The sequence below is a fragment of the Nocardia arizonensis genome (assembly GCF_001310275.1).
Lineage (GTDB): Bacteria > Actinomycetota > Actinomycetes > Mycobacteriales > Mycobacteriaceae > Nocardia > Nocardia arizonensis.
In genome coordinates this window covers 36,422-54,649 of sequence record NZ_LGYZ01000129.1, presented here as the reverse complement: position 1 = coordinate 54,649, position 18,228 = coordinate 36,422, and the positions used below count along the sequence as shown (strand labels likewise).

General features: G+C 68.4%; 13 protein-coding genes. 6 read left to right on the top strand and 7 right to left on the bottom strand.

Features of this window, described 5'->3' with window-relative positions:
- Positions 1-132 precede the first annotated feature (132 nt).
- From APZ21_RS29085 to APZ21_RS29075, 3 genes are all read right to left on the bottom strand, one after another.
- A complete protein-coding gene (locus APZ21_RS29085; protein WP_054816474.1) occupies positions 133-1,974 on the bottom strand; it encodes an ATP-binding cassette domain-containing protein in 1,842 nt (613 codons plus the stop codon).
- 37 nt (positions 1,975-2,011) lie between these two features.
- On the bottom strand, positions 2,012-3,163 hold the full coding sequence (locus APZ21_RS29080) for a type III polyketide synthase (RefSeq protein WP_054816665.1): 1,152 nt from the start codon (positions 3,161-3,163) through the stop codon (positions 2,012-2,014).
- 136 nt (positions 3,164-3,299) lie between these two features.
- A complete protein-coding gene (locus tag APZ21_RS29075; RefSeq protein WP_054816473.1) occupies positions 3,300-4,763 on the bottom strand; it encodes a cytochrome b5 domain-containing protein in 1,464 nt (487 codons plus the stop codon).
- Between the two features lie 432 nt (positions 4,764-5,195).
- Here APZ21_RS29075 and APZ21_RS29070 point away from each other — a divergent pair, with 432 nt between their 5' ends.
- Entirely contained in the window at positions 5,196-6,029 is an 834-nt protein-coding gene (locus APZ21_RS29070; RefSeq protein WP_371852312.1) for an LppX_LprAFG lipoprotein, read from the top strand.
- An 88-nt stretch (positions 6,030-6,117) separates the two neighbouring features.
- Here APZ21_RS29070 and APZ21_RS29065 read toward each other — a convergent pair whose 3' ends face one another.
- From APZ21_RS29065 to APZ21_RS29050, 4 genes are all read right to left on the bottom strand, one after another.
- Positions 6,118-7,440, bottom strand: coding sequence for a sensor histidine kinase (locus APZ21_RS29065; protein WP_054816471.1), 1,323 nt, complete (start codon positions 7,438-7,440; stop codon positions 6,118-6,120).
- Between the two features lie 88 nt (positions 7,441-7,528).
- Positions 7,529-8,230, bottom strand: a complete 702-nt coding sequence (locus APZ21_RS29060) for a response regulator transcription factor (protein ID WP_156371402.1) — start codon at positions 8,228-8,230, stop codon at positions 7,529-7,531.
- Positions 8,231-8,334: 104 nt separating this feature from the next.
- Complete coding sequence (locus APZ21_RS29055) at positions 8,335-8,721, bottom strand: hemophore-related protein (protein ID WP_054816469.1); 387 nt, start codon at positions 8,719-8,721, stop codon at positions 8,335-8,337.
- 130 nt (positions 8,722-8,851) lie between these two features.
- Complete coding sequence (locus APZ21_RS29050; protein WP_054816468.1) at positions 8,852-10,867, bottom strand: AMP-binding protein; 2,016 nt, start codon at positions 10,865-10,867, stop codon at positions 8,852-8,854.
- Between the two features lie 316 nt (positions 10,868-11,183).
- Between APZ21_RS29050 and APZ21_RS29045 the strand changes: the two genes are divergently transcribed.
- The 5 genes from APZ21_RS29045 to APZ21_RS35860 all read left to right on the top strand — a co-directional run bounded on the left by APZ21_RS29045 (position 11,184) and on the right by APZ21_RS35860 (position 18,211).
- Positions 11,184-15,008 carry an ATP-binding protein gene (locus APZ21_RS29045; protein ID WP_082393562.1) on the top strand — a complete coding sequence of 1,275 codons (3,825 nt, stop codon included), beginning with the start codon at positions 11,184-11,186 and terminating at the stop codon, positions 15,006-15,008.
- Positions 15,005-15,418 (top strand): roadblock/LC7 domain-containing protein, encoded by a 414-nt coding sequence (locus APZ21_RS29040; protein WP_011207200.1) that lies wholly within the window; start codon positions 15,005-15,007, stop codon positions 15,416-15,418. Before APZ21_RS29045 ends, APZ21_RS29040 begins: the two co-directional genes overlap by 4 nt.
- 7 nt (positions 15,419-15,425) lie before the next feature.
- The gene (locus APZ21_RS29035; RefSeq protein ID WP_054816467.1) at positions 15,426-15,800 is read left to right on the top strand and encodes a DUF742 domain-containing protein; all 375 of its coding nucleotides are present in this window, start codon (positions 15,426-15,428) and stop codon (positions 15,798-15,800) included.
- On the top strand, positions 15,781-16,383 hold the full coding sequence (locus tag APZ21_RS29030; protein ID WP_174387363.1) for a GTP-binding protein: 603 nt from the start codon (positions 15,781-15,783) through the stop codon (positions 16,381-16,383). Before APZ21_RS29035 ends, APZ21_RS29030 begins: the two co-directional genes overlap by 20 nt.
- Before the next feature lie 70 nt (positions 16,384-16,453).
- The gene (locus APZ21_RS35860) at positions 16,454-18,211 is read left to right on the top strand and encodes a carboxyl transferase domain-containing protein (RefSeq protein WP_054816466.1); all 1,758 of its coding nucleotides are present in this window, start codon (positions 16,454-16,456) and stop codon (positions 18,209-18,211) included.
- Positions 18,212-18,228 lie beyond the last annotated feature (17 nt).

The following is an 18,228-nucleotide window of genomic DNA, read 5'->3' as shown; positions in this document are numbered from 1 at the left end:
CACCCTATGGGGATCGTAGGAAGCGGATCTCGAGGGAACTCTGAGAATTCCATGAGGCCCGACGAAAAAGCGGCCCCCGGGAACGCCGCAAGGGCCACACGGTAATTCGTGTGGCCCTCGCGGATGCCCGGCTCAGGCGGCGATGCGGCCGAACTCGAGTTTGACGAGCTGGTCGGCGCGGTCGAAATAGCGGTCGTCGTGGGTGATCACGATGACGGTCTTACCGCGTCGCTTGAGGTCTTGCAGGATCTCGTTGTAGAAGACCTCGCGGAACCGGGGTTCCTGATCGGCGGCCCATTCGTCGAACAGGTAGATCTGGCGGTCCTCGAGCAGGACGGTCAGCAGTGCCAGGCGCTTGCGCTGGCCCTGGGACAGCGCGATCGTGGACAGCTTCCCGTCCCGCACGGTCACCTTGTGCGCGATCTGCAACTCCTCGAGGTAGTGCCGCACCTCGTCATCGATACCGGGACGGTCGAATCCGAGATAGTCCTCGAAAAGGTGGAAATCGGTGAAGATCGCCGACGAGTTCTGCCGGAACCACTCGATGTTCTCGTGGTCGATCTTCTCGCCGTTCAGCGCCACCGAGCCGGTCCTCGGCACGTACAGGCCCGTGATCAGTTTGGCCAGTGTCGATTTGCCGCTGCCGTTGCCGCCGACGATGAAGGTGATCTGTCCGGGTTCGAAGACCAGGTCGATCGGGCCGAGCGCGAAACCGGTCGCCTCCTCGGCCTCGAGCACCGGCGGTCCGCCCATCGGCACCGGGCGATTGTCGTGTGCGCCGTGGTCAAGGCGCTGACGGCCGTTGACATCCGGCGGCGGACCCGCGGGCGGACGGCCGTGCGGCGGATGAGCGCCGCGCCGCTGACCAGCCGGACCACCCGGACCACCGGGCCCGGCGGGACCACCCGGCCCGCCGGGCGGCGGTGCGCCGGGGCCGTCGGCGAACGGCGCGGGCGGCTCGGCCGCGTAGCTGTAGCCCACGTTGACCAGCTCCAACCGCGCCTGCGGGGCGGCGGGGCGATCGGTGTAGGGCAGCTGCTCCTCGTTGTGCAGTGTCTCCATGGACAGGTTCATGGCGCGGATCTTCGCCAGCGCGACGTCGCCGCGGACCAGATCGGGCAGCCGGTGCATGAAGTTCTGCATCGGCATCGCCAGGAAGGTGGTCACCAGGACGTAGCCGACCACGACATCGCGCGGCAGGTCGAGCGCCGTGGCGAGCACGAACAGGATCAGCGCCATGGTCGCGAGCTGGAGGACCTGGCCGAGCCCCTGGGCCACCGAGAACCGTGCGCCCGCCTCGACGTTCTGATCGCGCAGGGTGCGCGCCGAACCGATCAGGTGCCGGTCCATGAAGTCCTTGCGCCTGCCGCGGTGCAGTTTGAGTTCCTTGATGCCGAGCGTCACGGCCTGGAACGAGTTGAGCAGCAGGTCCTCGTTCTCACGGGCCCGGTGGTAGATGGCCCGCACCCGCCGCAGGAACAGTTCCACGCAGCAGATGCCGACCAGGGTGCCCGCCACCGTGACCGCGAAGATCGGCCCGGACAGTACGGCGAGGAAGACGAAGCAGCCGACGATGGTCGCCACGTCGATGCAGATGGCCGGGATGGCGGTCACCGCCTGCGACAGCGAGCGGACGTCCTCGGTGAGCGTCGCGAGCAGCCGGTGGGTGCCCAGCCGCTCCAGGTGTTCCAGCGGTGCGGAGACCACACCCGCGCTCAGGTCGGCGCGCAGGCGCAGGATCGCGTCCTGCGCCAGCCGGATCAACAGGATCTGGGAGATCAGGCCACTCACCAGAAGGACGATTCCGGTGAGTGCGAAGCGTGGCAGGAGGTTGTCGGGGCGCGGCTCGGGAGAGACCACGCTGTTGATCAGCGTGACCAGGTAGGTGTTGGCGGCGCCCGCCACCAGTCCGGTGGCGATGACGCCCGCGATCCGCACCCAGGAAATCGAGATGAGGAATCTGATGAGTTGCATGGTTATCGTGCTTTCTGGAACTGCCGGTGGGTGCGAATCACTGGCGGATGATGTCGAAGATCATTCCTTCGAGGGTGACCCCCGGCGCGAATGAGAACGCCACGCCGGTGGAGATGGGGGCGGTGCTTTCGGATTGCCGAATCATGCGTTCCAGCACGAAGATCAGCGAAACACTCAGCATGTTCCCGTGTTCGGCGAGCACGTCCCAGCTCCACGCGGCCTGTTCGGCCGGAAGGTCGAGCGAGCGCACCGATTCCTCGATGATCTTGGGGCCGCCCGGGTGGATGGCCCACAGTTCGACATCGGATTTGCGCAGACCGATGGCGCGCAGCCGTCGCTGGATCACCGGGTCGACGCCGTCGTAGATGTACTTGGGCAGGTTCTCCGACAGTTCGCAGGTGATGCCGTTGTCGTTGACGCCGAGCACGATTCCGTCCTCGGCATCGTCGAGCAGGTGACTGAAGCTGTCGCGGATCACCACTCGGCCGGGCGCGAGCGGCTGACGCACCTGACTGGCGCCGATCACCACCGCGCCGCAGCCGTCGCCGAACAGGCTGTGGATGATCACGTCGTTGACGTTGTCGTCGAATACCGCGTTGACCGAACTCAACTCGAGGCAGATGAGCATGGCCTTCTTGTCGGGATGCGCCCGGACGAAGTCGACCGCGGTGCGCATGCCGTTCATGGCGGCCGCGCAGCCCATGAAGTTCACCACGACGCGGCCGACCGTGGGCGAGAGACCGAGTTGCTTGACCACCGCGACGTCGACGCCCGGCGCGATGAAGCCGGTGCTGGTCACGAAGATCAGCAGACCGATGTCGGCGGGATCGTCCACACCGGCCAGCGCGCGTCCGGCCACGTCCACCGCGAGCGGAACCGCGTGGCGGTAGAACAGATTCATCCGTTCCCGGATGGTGCCGCGTTCGCCGCTGTAGGAGAGGAATTCGGGATCGAGCGGATCGACCGCCAGGTGGCGGGTCGTGATCCTGGTCTTCTTGTAGATGCGAGCTATCCGCTCCCGCTGCCGCTCGTCGCCGAACAGGTCGGCGACCTGCTCGGCCGCGGCGACCTGATCGAATGTCCGCGCGGGCGAACCCGTCGCGATGCTCTCGATCACGCCGACCGTGGTGGGCGGTGCGGGCGGAAGGATGCGCTCGGCGATATCGTGCCCTTGCTCCCCATCCGCCATCAGGCGGGTTGTCCCCGGGCGGCTCACGCTGCCCTCATCGATCGTCACAGACACGACCTTCTACCTTTCGAAATGAATAGTGGTGATCACACCGCCTTCTGATCGGCGAATTCGCCAGGCGGTCGAGAGAATCGGCTCAGACTGTGCCGATTCCGGTGAAGCCCTGGACCGTGTACACGGCGCAGGTCTTCAGTGCCGACGGAGAGCAGTGTTCGCGAACGAACCCCCAGTTCCGCTCTTTCGCCTCGTCGGAACGTGCAAGCAGATACGTCTGTATCTGTTTCGGAAAACGGTCGGTGAAGAAGCTCTTCGCGGGCAGCCATTCGACGTCGAACTTCGCCGCCTCCTCGCGAAGGACGTCCTCGGTCGCGATATTGGAGAAGCCGCTGCGCTGATAGGGCAGCACGTGGTGCACCCGGTGCGAGCTCAGTCCGGCCGACAGGAAGCAGTCGACATAGCGGTTGCCTATGACCTTGAGGTCGTATGCCTGTTCGAGCTGGTTGATGGCCCAGTCCTCGGTATCGGTGTGGGTTTCCTCGGTCTCCAGTTCGAAGTCGTGACTCGCGACCACGAGGAAGGTACTGATCCACAGCGTGATCACGAATTGCAGAGCCCATGCCCAGAAGTCGCCCGCGAGGGTGAACGCCACCAATTCGGCCACGAGCAGCAGGCGCACGCCGAAGGACCCGATGAAATGCGGCAGCGCGCCACCCCATGATCCGTACATCTCCTTGACGCCGACCTTGCGGGTGAGCCGGCAGACGTCGAGCAGCCGGATCGTCATTCCGGTCAGCGTGTGTCCGAACTTGTGCACGGTGTGGATGGGGATCCGGTAGAGCCGGGGGATCCGCATCATCATCGTGAAGACGTTCTTCTTGATGTCGACTTCACTCTGCGTGTGCGGGTGGTGCAGCAGCGCGTGGCCGTCGGCGGTGACGAAGGCCAGTGCCACGTAGTTGAAGTCGAAGGCGTTGGTGTAGATCTTGTTCATGCCCTTCTGGGCACGGTGGATCGCGTAGTGCCCGAAGCCAGCCAGCGAACTGCGCAGCAACACCATCGCGATCACGAAGATCGGCAGCGGCATCCACGCCGGTTCGGCCAGTCGCAGACCCTGCACGGCGAAGTACGCCACGGCCAGCGTCGCGACGACGACGTTGAAGATCGTGTCCATGCGCTTGATGCGCGCGGCCAGTTGCGGCTCCTTGAGCCGGGCCTTGACCTTGTGGAGCAGGTCCTCCTTGTTGTCGAAGCGGTACTTCGGGGTGTCGCGCCAGCTGTCGAAACCCTCCTTGAACAGGAAGTCCGGCGCGTTGTTCTTCGGGTGGATGTCCTCGGGCAGCGCGTCGCGGCCGAGCGAGTAACGCTCCAGCATCCGCTCGATACGCTCCGGATCCTTGTGGTAGGAGCCGATGATCGAGGTGATGTCGCGATTCTTCGTCCGTCCGATGAAGAACTCCCCGCCGGGGTGCTTGGAGATCCAGTCGCTGAGGTCGTAGGCTTTCCCGTTGTATACCCACACATTCGAGATCGGAGGTCGGCCCGGATGTTCCGGGGGGCGACGGAGGTCCTGCTCCTCCGTAACGGGGCGAGTGTCTGTCATCGTTTTCCTTCTTGATCCGATCCGCGCTTCCACGGCCGTATCGCTTCCGGCCGGGAATTGATTTCAGGGTTGCGCCGCGGACGCGCACACGGCGCCGCACCAGGTCGAGCCTGAGCTTTCCCCCAGGTTGCGCACACCGCGTCAGTGGTCATGGTCAGTATGGTGCGTCCCATCCCTAACGTCCCGCTAAACGTTCCCTTAACCCGGATCGCGGTTGCGACGGGTTTTCCCCCGGTCTATGCGAGAAGGGCGGACACAGGGTAACGTCGGCGCCCGCAGCCCTTCCAGACCGTGACCCGGCCAAGGGTCGGCCACACAGGGTCCGGTCGATAAGAAGGCTTCTCCGCCCGGGGAAGTGCTGCACCACCATCGGCAGCGCCTGCTGCCACTCCACCCGGTCGAACCGACCTTGCACTCTCCTGGGGGCAAACCATGAGTGACACGACAATGCCTGTATCCAGCTCGTACCGACCTCGGTTCGGTCGACTCTCACCCGTGCGCTTGGGCACGGTAGCCGTGGCCGCGTCGCTGTTCGCGGCGATCGTGACCGGATGCGGCTCCGACGATTCCGGCAACTCCGCCTCGGCGGCCACAGCAACCGGCCCGCTTCCTGACGCCGCACAGATCGTGCAGGAATCCGCGCGCACGACGCAGACCCTGCAAGCGGTGCACCTCGATCTCGCGGTCACCAACATCGCGAACCTTCCGGTCGAGACCGTGAAGGCCGACGTCACCAACCAGCCGCAGGGCGCGGGCGCGGCCCAGGGCGAGGCGAAGGTGCGCACCAAGCCGGACGCGCCGTTCGTCAAGGCCAAGTTCGTGGTCGTTGACAAGTCCATGTGGGCCCAGTTGGAGGACGGCAAGTACGCCGATCTCGGCCCCTCGGAGAAGATCTACGATCCGGGCGTGATCCTGGACAAGGACAAGGGTCTGGCCAACGTCGTCGCGAAGGTGCAGAACCCGAAGGTCGAGGGTCGCGAGACCGTCAACGGCGTCGCGGTCGTCAAGGTTTCCGGCACCATCGACTCCACGGTGATCGACCCGATCGTCCCGCGGGTCGGCGAGGGCGGCGGCTCGTTCCCGATCACCCTCTACATCGCCGATGTCGCGCCGCCGACCTCCTCGGCCGCGGCGCAGCCGTCCTCGGCTCCCTCCACCGGCGCGGGCCCGAACCTGGTGCGCGCCATCGTCAAGAAGGGCGAGGGCACCATCAACGTGACGCTGTCGGATTGGGCCAAGCCGGTCACCGTGACCAAGCCCCAGTAATTTCCTCGGCTCGCACAGGAGCTTCGGCTCGACGAAACCGGCCGGGTGCGTACGCGCACCCGGCCGGTTTTCGTTCGCCTGCCGTTCGCTAGCGGATGCCGTCCTCGCCTCCGAGTTGGAATCCGCTCGTGCGCGGCGGCAATTCGAGTGCCAGCCGCGCGCCGCCGAGCGGACTGTCGGCGAAATACGCGCGCCCGCCGTGCAGTTGGGCCTGCTGGGCGACCAGCGCCAGACCGAGTCCCGAACCGCCCTTGCTGGCCTGGCTGCCGCGGAAGAAACGTTCGAAGACCCGCTCGCGTTCGGCGGCCGGAATGCCGCGGCCGTCGTCGTCCACGGTGATCAGAATTCGGCCGCCGGGCATGCGGTGCGCCGAGACCACCGCGTGGGTGGCGCGACCGTGCTTGACCGAATTCGCCAGCGCGTTGTCGACGGCCAGGCGCAGGCCGGCGGGCAGACCGCGGGTGACCAGTTCGGCGTCGGTGTCGATGTCGACGGTGAGGCCGGGGAAGTGGCGCATGGCGTCGTGAGCGGCCTGATCGCACAGGTCGCCGACATCGGTGTCGACATGGTCGCGGGCATTGGTGAGGTCGCCGGTGGCCAGCCGCTCCAGCGCGGCCAAGGTGGACTCCACCCGGCCCTGACTGCGTTGCAGGTCGTCGAGGATCTCGGCGCGCTGCGCCTCGTCCAGGTCAAGGGTGCGCAGGACCTCGAGGTCGGTGCGCATGGCGGTAAGCGGGGTCCGCAGTTCGTGGGCGGACACGGCGGCGAAATCGCGGGCGGTCTCCAGCGCGGCGGCGGTCTCGGACTGAGCCTGGTCCACGCGCTCCAACATGGTGTTGACGGCCTCGGCGAGCTTCTCGGCCTCGCGCACACCCGAGCCGTCCACCGGCGGTTGCGGATTGTCGGGATCGGGGAAGGCGCTGTGGGCGCCGACCTGACGGGTCAGATCCACGATCGGCCGGACCGCGCGACCTGCCAGCAACCAACCGAGCGCCGCGCTGGCGGCAATGGCGAGCAGGGCGCCGCCCAGCACCCAGCGCTGTTGCTCGGCGGTGGCCCGCGCCGCCTCCTCGGCCGGGATGCCAAGGGACACCGTGCGCCCCTGCGGCTGGTTCTCGACCGTGGTGAGAATGCGGTATGGAGTGCCGTCCACTTCGGCGGTGCGCGATCCGACCGGCAGATCCGGCAGCTGGGTCGACCCGGTCGCGATCACCGCGCCGTTGTCGCGCACGGTGACCGCGATCTGATTGTTCAAACCGGTGAGCCCGACCAGGCCGACCGCGATGACCGGTTGCAGCAGCACCAGCCGAGAGGCCAGCGCGAGCTGCTGATCGCTCTGCTGTAGGTTGTTGCGCTCGATGGCCCGGATGCTGAACAGGCTCAACAAGGTCACGATGATGACCGCGCCCATCGCCGCCGCGCCCGCGACCCTGGTGCGCAGGGAGAACGACCGGCGCCGCCGTCGCGGCTGCCCGCTCACGTGCGCGCTCCGGTGTCGCTCACTTGGGCGCTCGCAGGACGAAGCCGACACCGCGAATGGTGTGCAGCAGCCGGGGCGTGCCATCGATTTCCAGCTTGCGCCGCAGATAGCCGACGAAGACGTCGACCACATTGGTGTCGGCCACGAAGTCGTAGCCCCACACCAGTTCCAGCAGCCGCTCCCGGCTCAGCACCACGCCCGCGTTGCGGGCCAGGGTGGACAGCAGTTCGAATTCCCTTTTGGTGAGTTCGATCTCGGAGCCGTGCAGCAGGGCACGATAGCCGGCCACGTCGATCTCGAGCGGTCCGACGGTGATAGCGCCGGGGGTGGCGGGCGCGGCGGTGTCCGAGCGCCGCCGTAGCAGCGCCCGGATCCGGGCGACCAGTTCGGCGAGCACGAACGGTTTCACCAGGTAGTCGTCGGCGCCCGACTCCAGACCGGAGATGCGGTCGTCGACGGAGGCGCGGGCGCTGAGCACGCAGATCGGCACCTCGTTGCCCATGGCGCGCAGCGCGGTCACCACCCCGGCGCCGTCGAGTACCGGCATGTTCATGTCGAGCACGATCGCGTCGGGGGCGCGCTCGGTGACGCTGCGCAGCGCGGCCGCGCCGTCGCGGGCTACGAGCACCTCGAACCCCGACAGCCGCAGTCCGCGTTCGACCGAGGCCAGCACATCCTCGTCGTCGTCGACGACCAGCACGGTCGGGGTCGAGCCAGTCACCTCGGGCACTCTCGCCTCTTTCGAATCTCTTCGCCGGTGGTTGCGCCTGAACAGTCTCGCACCGGCGCGCGACCCGGCGGACGGTCGCGCGCCGAGCGTGCGGATCAGTAGTTGTGGCAGACCGCCGCGACCTTGTTGATCGTCTCCTGGAACTGGGCGGCTCGCGGATCGTTCTGTGCCTGCCGCGCGGCCTCGGGGTTCTCGTCGATCGCGCGCTGGAATTCGGCGCGGCGCTGCTCCACCGGCTGATCGAAGGCGGCTTGGAGCTGGGCCTTCTGGTTCGGGTTGGCGTCGAGCGCGGCGGCGAGCTGCGGCGCCTCGGCGTGCAGGGCCGCGTCGACCTGGGCGAAGCTGCAGTCGCTGTTGAGCAGCGGCGCGACCATGCTCGATGGATCGGCGGCGGCGATGGCCGGGCCGAGGAACACGGCCGCACTCGCGGCACCGCCGACGGCCAGTGCGGCGACGGCGGTACGGCTGCGGAAACGCTTCATGTGATGCCTCCCAGAGGGATGTCGGGTATTTCACGGACCTTTCGACGCTATGGGTATCCGCTGGCAGACATGTGAACCGATCCTGAGAGAACTCTGTGACGACGACCCCGCGTCGTCAACGGTCGGATGCTCAGGCCGGGGCGATCGGGCCGGTGTCGTCGTGTGCGGTGATCGGCGCGATCGGCGTTCTGCCCGACAGGATCTGATCGGCCAGTGCCACGAGCACCGCCGGGTCCTCGATGGTCGACGGCACGTCGTATTCGTCGCCCGCGGTGATCTGGCGAATGGATTTGCGCAGGATCTTGCCGGATCTGGTCTTCGGGAGCGCGGCGACGACGATGGCGTCGTGCAGTGTGGCGATGGCGCCGACTTGTTCGCGCACCCGGGCCACGAGTTCTTCGCGCAAGCGGTCGGGCTCGATCTCCACGCCCTCCTTGAGCACCACGTAGGCGACCGGGCGCTGTCCCTTGAGTTCGTCGGCCAGACCGATCACGGCGCATTCGGCTACCGCGGGATGTCCTGAGACGGCGGCCTCGATGCTGCCCGCCGACAGTCGGTGGCCCGCCATATTGATCACGTCGTCGCTGCGGCCGAGCACGAACAGGTAACCGTCCTCGTCGAAATAGCCGCAGTCGCCGGTGAGGTAGTGGCCGGGGAAGGCATCCATATAGGACCGCTGGAATCGCGATTCGTCCTGCCACAGACCGGTGAGCGCGCAGGGGGGCATCGGCAGTCCGATGACGATGTTGCCCTCGGTGCCCGCGGGCACCGGATTGCCCTCGGCGTCGAGCACGCGTAGTCGATAGCCGGGAATGGGCACCGAGGCCGATCCCGGTTTGGTCGGCAACTGCTGTAGTCCGAGCGGATCGGCGGCGATGGGCCAGCCGGTCTCGGTCTGCCACCAGTGATCGACCACGGGGCAGTCCGGCCGGTCGGCCAGCAGGGTGTCGGTGGCCCAGGCGTATGTGGCCGGATCGAGCCGTTCGCCCGCGCAGAACAGGGCGCGCAGCGAGCTCAGGTCGTGGCGGTGGGCGAGTGCGGCCTCGGCGTCTGCCTTGCGGATGGCGCGCAGTGCGGTCGGCGCGGTGAACAGCACCCGCACCTTGTGCTCGGACACCACCCGCCAGAAGGCGCCCGCGTCCGGGGTGCCGATGGGTTTGCCCTCGTAGAGCACCGTGGTCGCGCCGACGAGCAGCGGCGCGTAGACGATATAGGAATGGCCGACGACCCAGCCGACATCGGAGGCCGCCCACATGACCTGACCGGGGCCGACATCATAGATATTGCGCATGGACCAGGCCAGCGCGACCGCGTGCCCGCCGTTGTCGCGCACCACGCCTTTGGGTTTACCGGTGGTGCCGGAGGTGTGCAGGATATAGAGCGGGTCGGTCGCCGCGACCGAGACCGGCTCGGCGGGTTCGGCATCGCGGATCGCATCTTCCCAGTCCAGCCAGCGGACCGCGACGGTCTGGCTGGAGTCGGGTAGGGACCCGGTCGCTTCCTGCGGTGCGGCGAAATCGATGGCGGGGAATCTCTTGCGCTGTTTGACCACGACCGTGCGGGGCACGGTCGTCTCGGCGAGGTCGAGTGCCCGGAGCACGATGGGCGGATACTCGATGCGCCGGTGTGGCTCGATGCCGCCGGAGGCGGTGACGATCAACACGGGTTCGGCGTCATCGATGCGGGCCGCGAGTTCCGGGGCGGCGAATCCGCCGAAGACCACTGAGTGCACCGCGCCGATGCGCGCGCAGGCCAGCATGGCGATGACGGCCTCGGGGATCATCGGCAGGTAGATGACCACCCGATCGCCCCTGCCGACCCCGAGCCGCAGCATGGCCCCGGCGAAGACGGCGACCTCGCGCAGCAGTTCGGCGTAGGTGTAGGTGCGGCTGTCCTCACTCATGGCCGAGTCGTAGATCAGGGCGGCCCGATCGCCGTGACCGTCGCGTACGTGCCGGTCGAGGGCGTTGACCGAGGTGTTGAGGCGGGCGTCGGGGAACCAGCGGGCGACCGGGCGCGCGGCGTTGTCGAGGATCTGGGTCGGCGGCACGTCCCATTCGATGGCTTCGGCGGCACGAGTCCAGAACTCGGTCGGGTCGACCAAGCTGGTCTGATAGACCGATCGATACTCGTGCCGCGCGTTCAAATCGTGACTCCCTAGCCTCGCCTGTATGCCCGCCTCGATAGATCTGCATGATTGTGGCAGACTTCACGCGACGCCCGGACGGGTGCCGCGACCTTTGGTTTTGTCTATTAGAGGCAGGTCAAGGGGCGTTGCCTTACCGGATGTCACCCAAGCTGTTATTGATCCGTTAGAATCTGATGTCACTTATTTGGGCCGTCGTAGACGCAATTTCTCGGCCAGCCGCAGTTCTCGGCCAGCTCCATCTGGCGAGCCAGCATGCGATTGTGGAGGTTCGCTGATGGCGCGGGCTGGGGCCAGTTTGGAAAGTGAGTGGGAGATGCGTGACGCCGCTAGGTCCGGCAAGAAGCGCTGGGCGCTCGGCAATTGGGACCTGCGCTGGAAGGTTACGGCCGTTCTCGCCGTGCCGCTGGCGGTCGCGGTCGGGCTCGGCGTGTCGAGGATCACCGCGGAGTTCTCGAACGCGCAGAGACTCGCGACCGTGGCTCAGAACATCGAAGCGATTCCGGCCGTCACCGGCCTGAGCGCCGCCGCGGCCACGGTCGCCGGATCCCAGCTGGTCTCGCTCAACGGGCAGACCGTCGTAACGGACAAGGACCTCAGCGAGCTCGACGCCGCGATCGCCAAGGCCGAGGGCGCCTCCACCCAGCTGGCGGGCGCGCCCGCCGCGCGCGCGACGCTGGGCAGCATGCTCACCGAGGCCAGAGCGGTGCGCGCGCCCGGCAAGTCGCCGACCGTCGCGGCCGAATCGCTCGCGGCGATCGACCGCATCCGCAACTACAGCGTGCGGATCGTCGAAGGAGCCGCGTCCCAGGTCAGCGATCCCGCGTTGGACGCGGCGAAGCTGCGCCTGGTCGACTCGATCAACACCCGCGCGACCCTGGTCGGCGAGCTCGCCGCCTTCAGCGACGTACTCCAGCGCAAGCCCGACGCCATGCAGAACGTACTCAGCGCGGCCAATACCGAGCGCGAACTGCTCAACGTGCTGGCGCACCGATTCCCCGACAGTGACGCCTCCATCGCGGATCTGCGCGCCGGCATCGAGACCAGGGTGGCGTTGATCACGGGCCCGGAGTCGCAGGCGGGCCGAATCCCGCTCGGCGACCTGAAGCTCTCGCTCACCACCAGCGTCGAGGTCTACGAGCGGGTGGTCGCCAAGGCCACCAAGGACATCCAGACCGCGATGAACTCACTGTCGTCCAACGCGAGCACCGACGCGTGGACCTATACCGCGGTCGTCGTCGCGACCATCCTCGCGGCACTGGCGCTCGCGGTGTTCGTCGCGCGGTCGATGATCGTGCCGCTGCACCGGCTGCGACTGGCCGCGCTGCGCGTGGCCGAGAGCGATCTGCCACACGAGGTCAACCAGCTGCGCAACGGCGCCTCACCCGAGGACGTGCCACTGGAACCGATGCCGGTGCGCAGCACCGAGGAGATCGGCCAGCTCGCCCGCGCCGTCGACGACATCCACGGTCAGGCGCTGCGCCTGGCGAGCGATCAGGCGCAGATGCGTTCACAGGTCAACGACATGTTCGAGACACTGGCGCGGCGGTCGAAGTCGCTGGTCGACCATCAGCTCAGCCTCATCGAGGCGATGGAATACGACGAGAAGGACCCGCGCCTGCTCGAGAACCTCTTCCGGCTGGACCACCTCGCCGCCCGTATGCGCCGCAACGGTGACAACCTGCTGATCCTCGCGGGCACCAAACAGCGCAGGGCCAAGTCCGCCCCGGTCGAGATCGCCGACGTGCTGCGCGCCGCCATCTCCGAGGTCGAGGACTACGAGCGGGTCAAGCTCGGGGCGACCCCGCGCGGTTCGCTCAAGGAGCCCGCCGCCTCGGACCTCGCGCACCTGTTCGCCGAACTCCTCGACAACGCGCTGCGCGCCTCGCCGCCGGAGACCGACGTGAAGTTCACCTTCGCGCAGGCGCACGACCAGGGTCTGCTGATCGAGGTCGCCGACCGCGGCATCGGTATGCCGCCCGCCGAGATGGCCGACATCAACCGCAGGCTCGAGCAGGCCGCCGAACCCGGCCCGGACACCGCGCGCCACATGGGTCTGTTCGTGGTCGGCAGGCTCGCCGAGCGCCACGGTCTGACCGTGCGGCTGCGGCCGACCTTCGACACCGCGCGCGATCCCGGCGTCACCGTCACCGTGCACGTGCCGGTCGGACTCATCGTCGCGGGCCAGGCGATCGTCCCGCAGCCCGTGCAGCCGAGCGCGGTCAAGGCGAGCCCGCAGACGCCCCAAACGCCCCGGCCCTCGACTCCGCAGCAGCGTCCGCCGACGGGTCCCTCGATGCAGACCCGCGCGGTCACCCGGACCCCGGGCGGCAACATGGTGGTCACCGTCGATCCCGGCGTAAGCGGCCCGATCTCGGTCGGCAAGCCCGGCACCGCGACGCCCGCCGCGGCGGGCGGTCTGCCGCAGCGCCAGCCCGGGTCGACCATGTCGCCCGCCGCGCGCCAGGATCAGGCCCAGTCGAGCCCGACCCTGCGGCCTGCCCCTGGCCAGCAGCACAACGGCCCGCAGCGCGGCAAGCTCGCCGCCGCGAATCTGCCCAAGCGCAACCTCGGCCAGAGCGGTCCGCCGCGTCCGCCGACGGGGCCAAGCGTGATCGGTCCGCCGCCCGCGCCGGGCGCGCAGCCGCCGCACGATTCCGGTGAGCTGCCCCAGCGCAGGCCCGGCGTCAATGGCGTGCCGCCCGCCGCGGGCGGTCTGCCGCAGCGTCAGCCCGGAACCAATGGCGCACCGCAGCGCGACGCCGCCGCGGGCGGTCTGCCGCAGCGTCAGCCCGGCGCGCAGACCCCGAACGGTCTGCCGCAGCGTGACCCGGGTACCACCGGCCGGGCACCGACCGCTGGCTCCCTGCCGACCCGGGAACCGGGTGCGGGCGCGATACCGCAGCGGGAACCCGGTGCCACCGGTCTGCCGCAGCGGCAACCGGCCGCCGAACAGCCGCGCGACGCCGGACCGGGCGCGCTGCCGAGCCGGGAGCCGCTCGCCGGTGGCGGTCTGCCGCAGCGCGGGCCCGGAGCCAACGGCCTACCCGGGCGCGAGCCCGCGGCGGGTGGCCCGCCGCCGCGCGACGCCGCGCCGGGCGGGCTGCCCCAGCGCGAATCACGTGCGGGCGGGCTACCCCAGCGGCAGCCGAATCTGCCGCCGCGCGAACCCGATTCGGGTGCCATGCCCACCAGAGAACCGGCCGCGGGCGCACTGCCGCCGCGCGAACCCGGACTCGGCTCCCTGCCGACCCGTGAACCGGGCGCGAGCGGTCTGCCGCAGCGTGAGTCGGGCGGCTTGCCGCAGCGTGAGTCGGGCGGCCCGCAGCGTGAGCCGAGCGGCCTACCGCAGCGTGAGCCCGGCCTGCCGCAGCGTGAGCCGGGCGGTCTGCCGCAGCGTGCGACCGGTCTGCCGCAGCGTGCGACCGGTCTGCCGCAGCGGCAGCCCGCCGCCGAACAACCGCGCGAGGCCGCGCCGAACGCACTGCCGACCAGGGACTCCCTGCCCACCAGGGAGCCGCTGGCGGGCGGCCTGCCGCGCAGGCAGCCCGCCGCGCCGGGGGCCAACGGTCTGCCGCAGCGTGCGCCCGGTGCGACGAATCTGCCGCGCGAGGTCGCGCCGCCCGGTGTGGCGCTGCCGCAACGCGAACGGCCGTCGGCATCCGCCGAAGCCGTCGACGACGGCGAGGCGGCGGGACGCGATCCGGGCAGGCACAGCTACCGGTCCAACCCGGCCAAGACCGCGTCGTTCTTCCAGACCCGGCTTCAGCCCGCCGTCGAGGACGGGTCGACAATGGACAGTCCGATCTTCGCCGAGATGATGTCGGCGTGGTTATCGGACCCGAATCCGGATCGGTCGCAGGTGGCGGCAGGCTTCGAAGCGCCCGGTGACGAAGGCTGGCTGGCCGCGCGTCGGGCGAGTGAGGCGCAAGCCGAGACGAAGACCGCCGCCGGGTTGCCGCAACGCAATCCGGGCGTCAGGCTGGTGCCCGGCGCTGTCAGCAACGGCACCGAGCCACGGGCCCCGCGCCCCCGAGATCCGGAATCCATCAGGTCAAGCTTGAGTCGTCACCAGCAGGGCGTCCGGGATGGCCGCGCAATGAAAGCACCGAACCTAACCGGAGATAAAGGAGACCGATGAACCCCGATCTAGGTGGTACGAATCGTCAGCTGGATTGGCTGGTTTCGAACTTCGCCAACGAGGTTCCTGGCGTAGCTCATGCCGTCCTGGTCTCGGCTGACGGACTACTCATGGCCGCGAGCGCTCAGCTCCCTGTCGACCGCGCCGAGCAGCTCTCGGCCGTCACCGCGGGCCTGGCGAGCCTGTCGGTCGGTGTATCGAACCTCTTCGAGGGCGGCACCGTCCTACAGTCGGTCGTGGAGATGGAACACGGCTATCTGCTGTTGATGGCGGTCGGTGACGGCTCCTATCTCGCGGTGCTGACCAATACGTCCTGCGATATCGGTCAGGTCGGCTACGAGATGGCGTTGTTGGTTGAGCGTGTCGGCCAGACGGTGCAGGCCACCCCACGCGTCACGATGGGTTCCTGATGGTGGGATGGACATAGAAGATCACCGCATGGGGAGCGCCGAGCCGAGCCTCGTCCGGCCGTACTCGCTGACCGCGGGCCGAACGCGGCCCGCGGTCGAGTTGGCGCTCGAGGCCCTCGTCGCATCGCATCCGGTCGCCCTGGAGCGGCAGTTCGAACTGACCAACATCGAGACGTCAATCGTGGAGTTGTGCAGAGAATCGCCGTCCGTCGCCGAAGTTGCGGCGCGCCTGGGTATTCCGATAGGTGTGGCACGGGTACTCGTGGCAGACCTGATCGAAGCCGGGCATGTCCGCGTTTCGGCGACATTGAAAGACGATTCCAGCGACGATGAACGTCGCGAGCTGATCGAAAGGGTTCTCAGTGGACTCCGGCGTATTTGATTCGACGGCGCAGGTCGATACCCGCACCAGCAAGCCGACCTCGGCGAAGATCGTGGTCGCGGGTGGCTTCGGTGTCGGCAAGACCACGTTGGTCGGTGCCGTCTCGGAGATCGTTCCGCTGCGCACCGAAGCTCTCGTGACCAATGCCAGTACCGGCATCGACAACTTGACCGGCATTCCGATGAAGTCCACCACCACGGTGGCCATGGACTTCGGTCGTATCAGCCTGGCCGACGACTTGGTGCTGTACCTGTTCGGCACACCGGGCCAGTACCGATTCTGGTTCATGTGGGACGACCTGATCCGCGGCGCCATCGGCGCTGTGGTGCTGGTCGACACCCGCAGGTTGGAGGACAGCTTCGCGGCCGTCGACTACTTCGAGGCGCGCAATCTGCCGTTCCTGGTGGCGCTCAACGAATTCGACGACTCACCGCGTTATCCGATCGAGGACATCCGGCAGGCCCTCGCGGTCCCCGCCGACGTCCCGATCCTGTCCATCGACGCACGGCGGCGGGAACCGGCCAAGCAGGCACTGGTCTCGCTCACCGAATACGCACTCCGCAAGGTGATGCAGGGCTACTGACGGCTCGATCCGGCGCGGCGCTGCTCGCCGCGCCGGATCCGTCCTCGGCGGCGCCCGATATGCTCGCGCGATGCGGATCTCGGCGCGTGAACTACTCGGACAGCTGCTCGACACCCGCTCGTATGTCAGCTGGGACCGGCCCCCCTTGCCGGTGGCCATGTCCGAGCGCTATCGCGAGGATCTGCGCAAGGCGGAGGCGGCCGCGGGCGCCGACGAGTCGGTGCTCACCGGTGAGGGGCTGTTGCGCGGTCGGCGCGTCGCCGTGATCGCCTGCGAGTTCGGCTTCCTGGCGGGCTCGATCGGGGTCGCCGCCGCCGAGCGCATCGTCACGGCGGTCGAACGGGCCACCGAACTCGGACTGCCGCTGATCGCCTCGCCGACCTCGGGCGGCACCAGGATGCAGGAGGGCACCGTCGCCTTCGTGCAGATGGTCAAGATCGCGGGCGCGGTGGCCGAGCACAAGGCCGCGGGCCATCCGTATCTGGTATACCTGCGCGATCCGACGATGGGCGGGGTATTCGCGTCCTGGGGTTCGCTCGGCCACATCACCTTCGCCCAACCCGGCGCGCTCATCGGCTTCCTCGGCCCCCGCGTGTACAAGGCCCTCTACGGCGTCGAGTTCCCCGAAGGCGTGCAGACCGCCGAGAACCTCTACCGCAGCGGCGTGATCGACGGCGTGGTGCCGATCCCGGTATTCCGCCGGATCGCCCACCGAGCCCTCAGTGTCCTCAGCGGCACGGTAATACCCGATTCAACCGCGGCCCATCACGATCGTGAATCCATGGATGGCGCTGCTGTGGATGTGGTTCGCGGCCGTCTCGGGTCTGAGCGGTCGTGGCAGGGTGACGAAGGAGCGGGTGTCGGTCGTTCGGGTGGGGGGTCTGAGGGTTTGGGGATTGGCAGTGCTGAGGGTGGTGCTGTGGATGTGGTTCGCGGCCGTCTCGCGTCCGAGCGGTCGAGACAAGGCGCCGCAGGCGCGAGTCTCGACCGCTCGGACGCGAGACCCGAAGGGCCGCGAACCCGCCGCGACGAAGTCGCGGCCATAGACACAGACCCAGCCTGGCGTTCGGTGCTGCGGTCGAGGAGGGCGGATCGTCCGGGCATTCGGGATCTCTTGCGCCATGTGACGCAACGGGTTCCGCTCAGCGGTACCGGCCAAGGCGAGGCCGACCGGACCGTGGTGCACGCGCTGGCCCGATTCCGCGGGCGGCCGTGCGTGGTGTTCGGCCACGACCGGTCCACCCAACACGACGAGAACACCATGGGCCCGGCCGCGCTGCGCGAGGCCCGGCGCAGTATGGCGCTGGCAAGGGAACTGCGACTACCCCTGGTCCTGGTGATCGATACCGTCGGCGCGGCGTTGTCCAAGGAGGCCGAGGAGCGCGGGCTCGCCCCCGAGATCGCCCGCTGTATCGCCGATCTGGTCACCTTGGACACCCCGACGGTCTCGGTCCTGTTCGGGCAGGGCACCGGCGGCGGCGCGCTGGCGCTGCTGCCCGCCGACCGCGTGCTGGCCGCGACCAATGCCTGGCTGGCGCCGCTGCCGCCGGAGGGTGCGAGCGCGATCGTCTACCGCGATACCGCGCACGCGCCGGAATTGGCCGCCGCCCAGCGCATTCGCGCCGCCGACCTGCACGCCGACGGTATCGTCGATCGCGTCGTCGAGGAATATCCCGACGCGGCGGACGAGCCGCACGAATTCGCGCACCGTATGGTCACCGCCATCGCCGCGGAACTGGCCGATCTCGCCGCGGTCGACCCGGACGAGTTGCGCCGCGCCCGCGGCGCGCGCTATCGCCGTCTCGGCCTGCCGGGCGCGGCCAGCTAGCGGGGCGAGCGCTTCGA

Bases quoted from the DNA above. Each gene is read 5' to 3' on its own strand.
- APZ21_RS29085 (WP_054816474.1), bottom strand. From the start codon at position 1,974: ATGCAACTCATCAGATTCCTCATCTCGATTTCCTGGGTGCGGATCGCG.
- APZ21_RS29080 (WP_054816665.1), bottom strand. From the start codon at position 3,163: ATGGCGGATGGGGAGCAAGGGCACGATATCGCCGAGCGCATCCTTCCG.
- APZ21_RS29075 (WP_054816473.1), bottom strand. From the start codon at position 4,763: ATGACAGACACTCGCCCCGTTACGGAGGAGCAGGACCTCCGTCGCCCC.
- APZ21_RS29070 (WP_371852312.1), top strand. From the start codon at position 5,196: ATGAGTGACACGACAATGCCTGTATCCAGCTCGTACCGACCTCGGTTC.
- APZ21_RS29065 (WP_054816471.1), bottom strand. From the start codon at position 7,440: ATGGGCGCGGTCATCATCGTGACCTTGTTGAGCCTGTTCAGCATCCGG.
- APZ21_RS29055 (WP_054816469.1), bottom strand. From the start codon at position 8,721: ATGAAGCGTTTCCGCAGCCGTACCGCCGTCGCCGCACTGGCCGTCGGC.
- APZ21_RS29045 (WP_082393562.1), top strand. From the start codon at position 11,184: ATGCGTGACGCCGCTAGGTCCGGCAAGAAGCGCTGGGCGCTCGGCAAT.
- APZ21_RS29040 (WP_011207200.1), top strand. From the start codon at position 15,005: ATGAACCCCGATCTAGGTGGTACGAATCGTCAGCTGGATTGGCTGGTT.
- APZ21_RS29035 (WP_054816467.1), top strand. From the start codon at position 15,426: ATGGACATAGAAGATCACCGCATGGGGAGCGCCGAGCCGAGCCTCGTC.
- APZ21_RS35860 (WP_054816466.1), top strand. From the start codon at position 16,454: ATGCGGATCTCGGCGCGTGAACTACTCGGACAGCTGCTCGACACCCGC.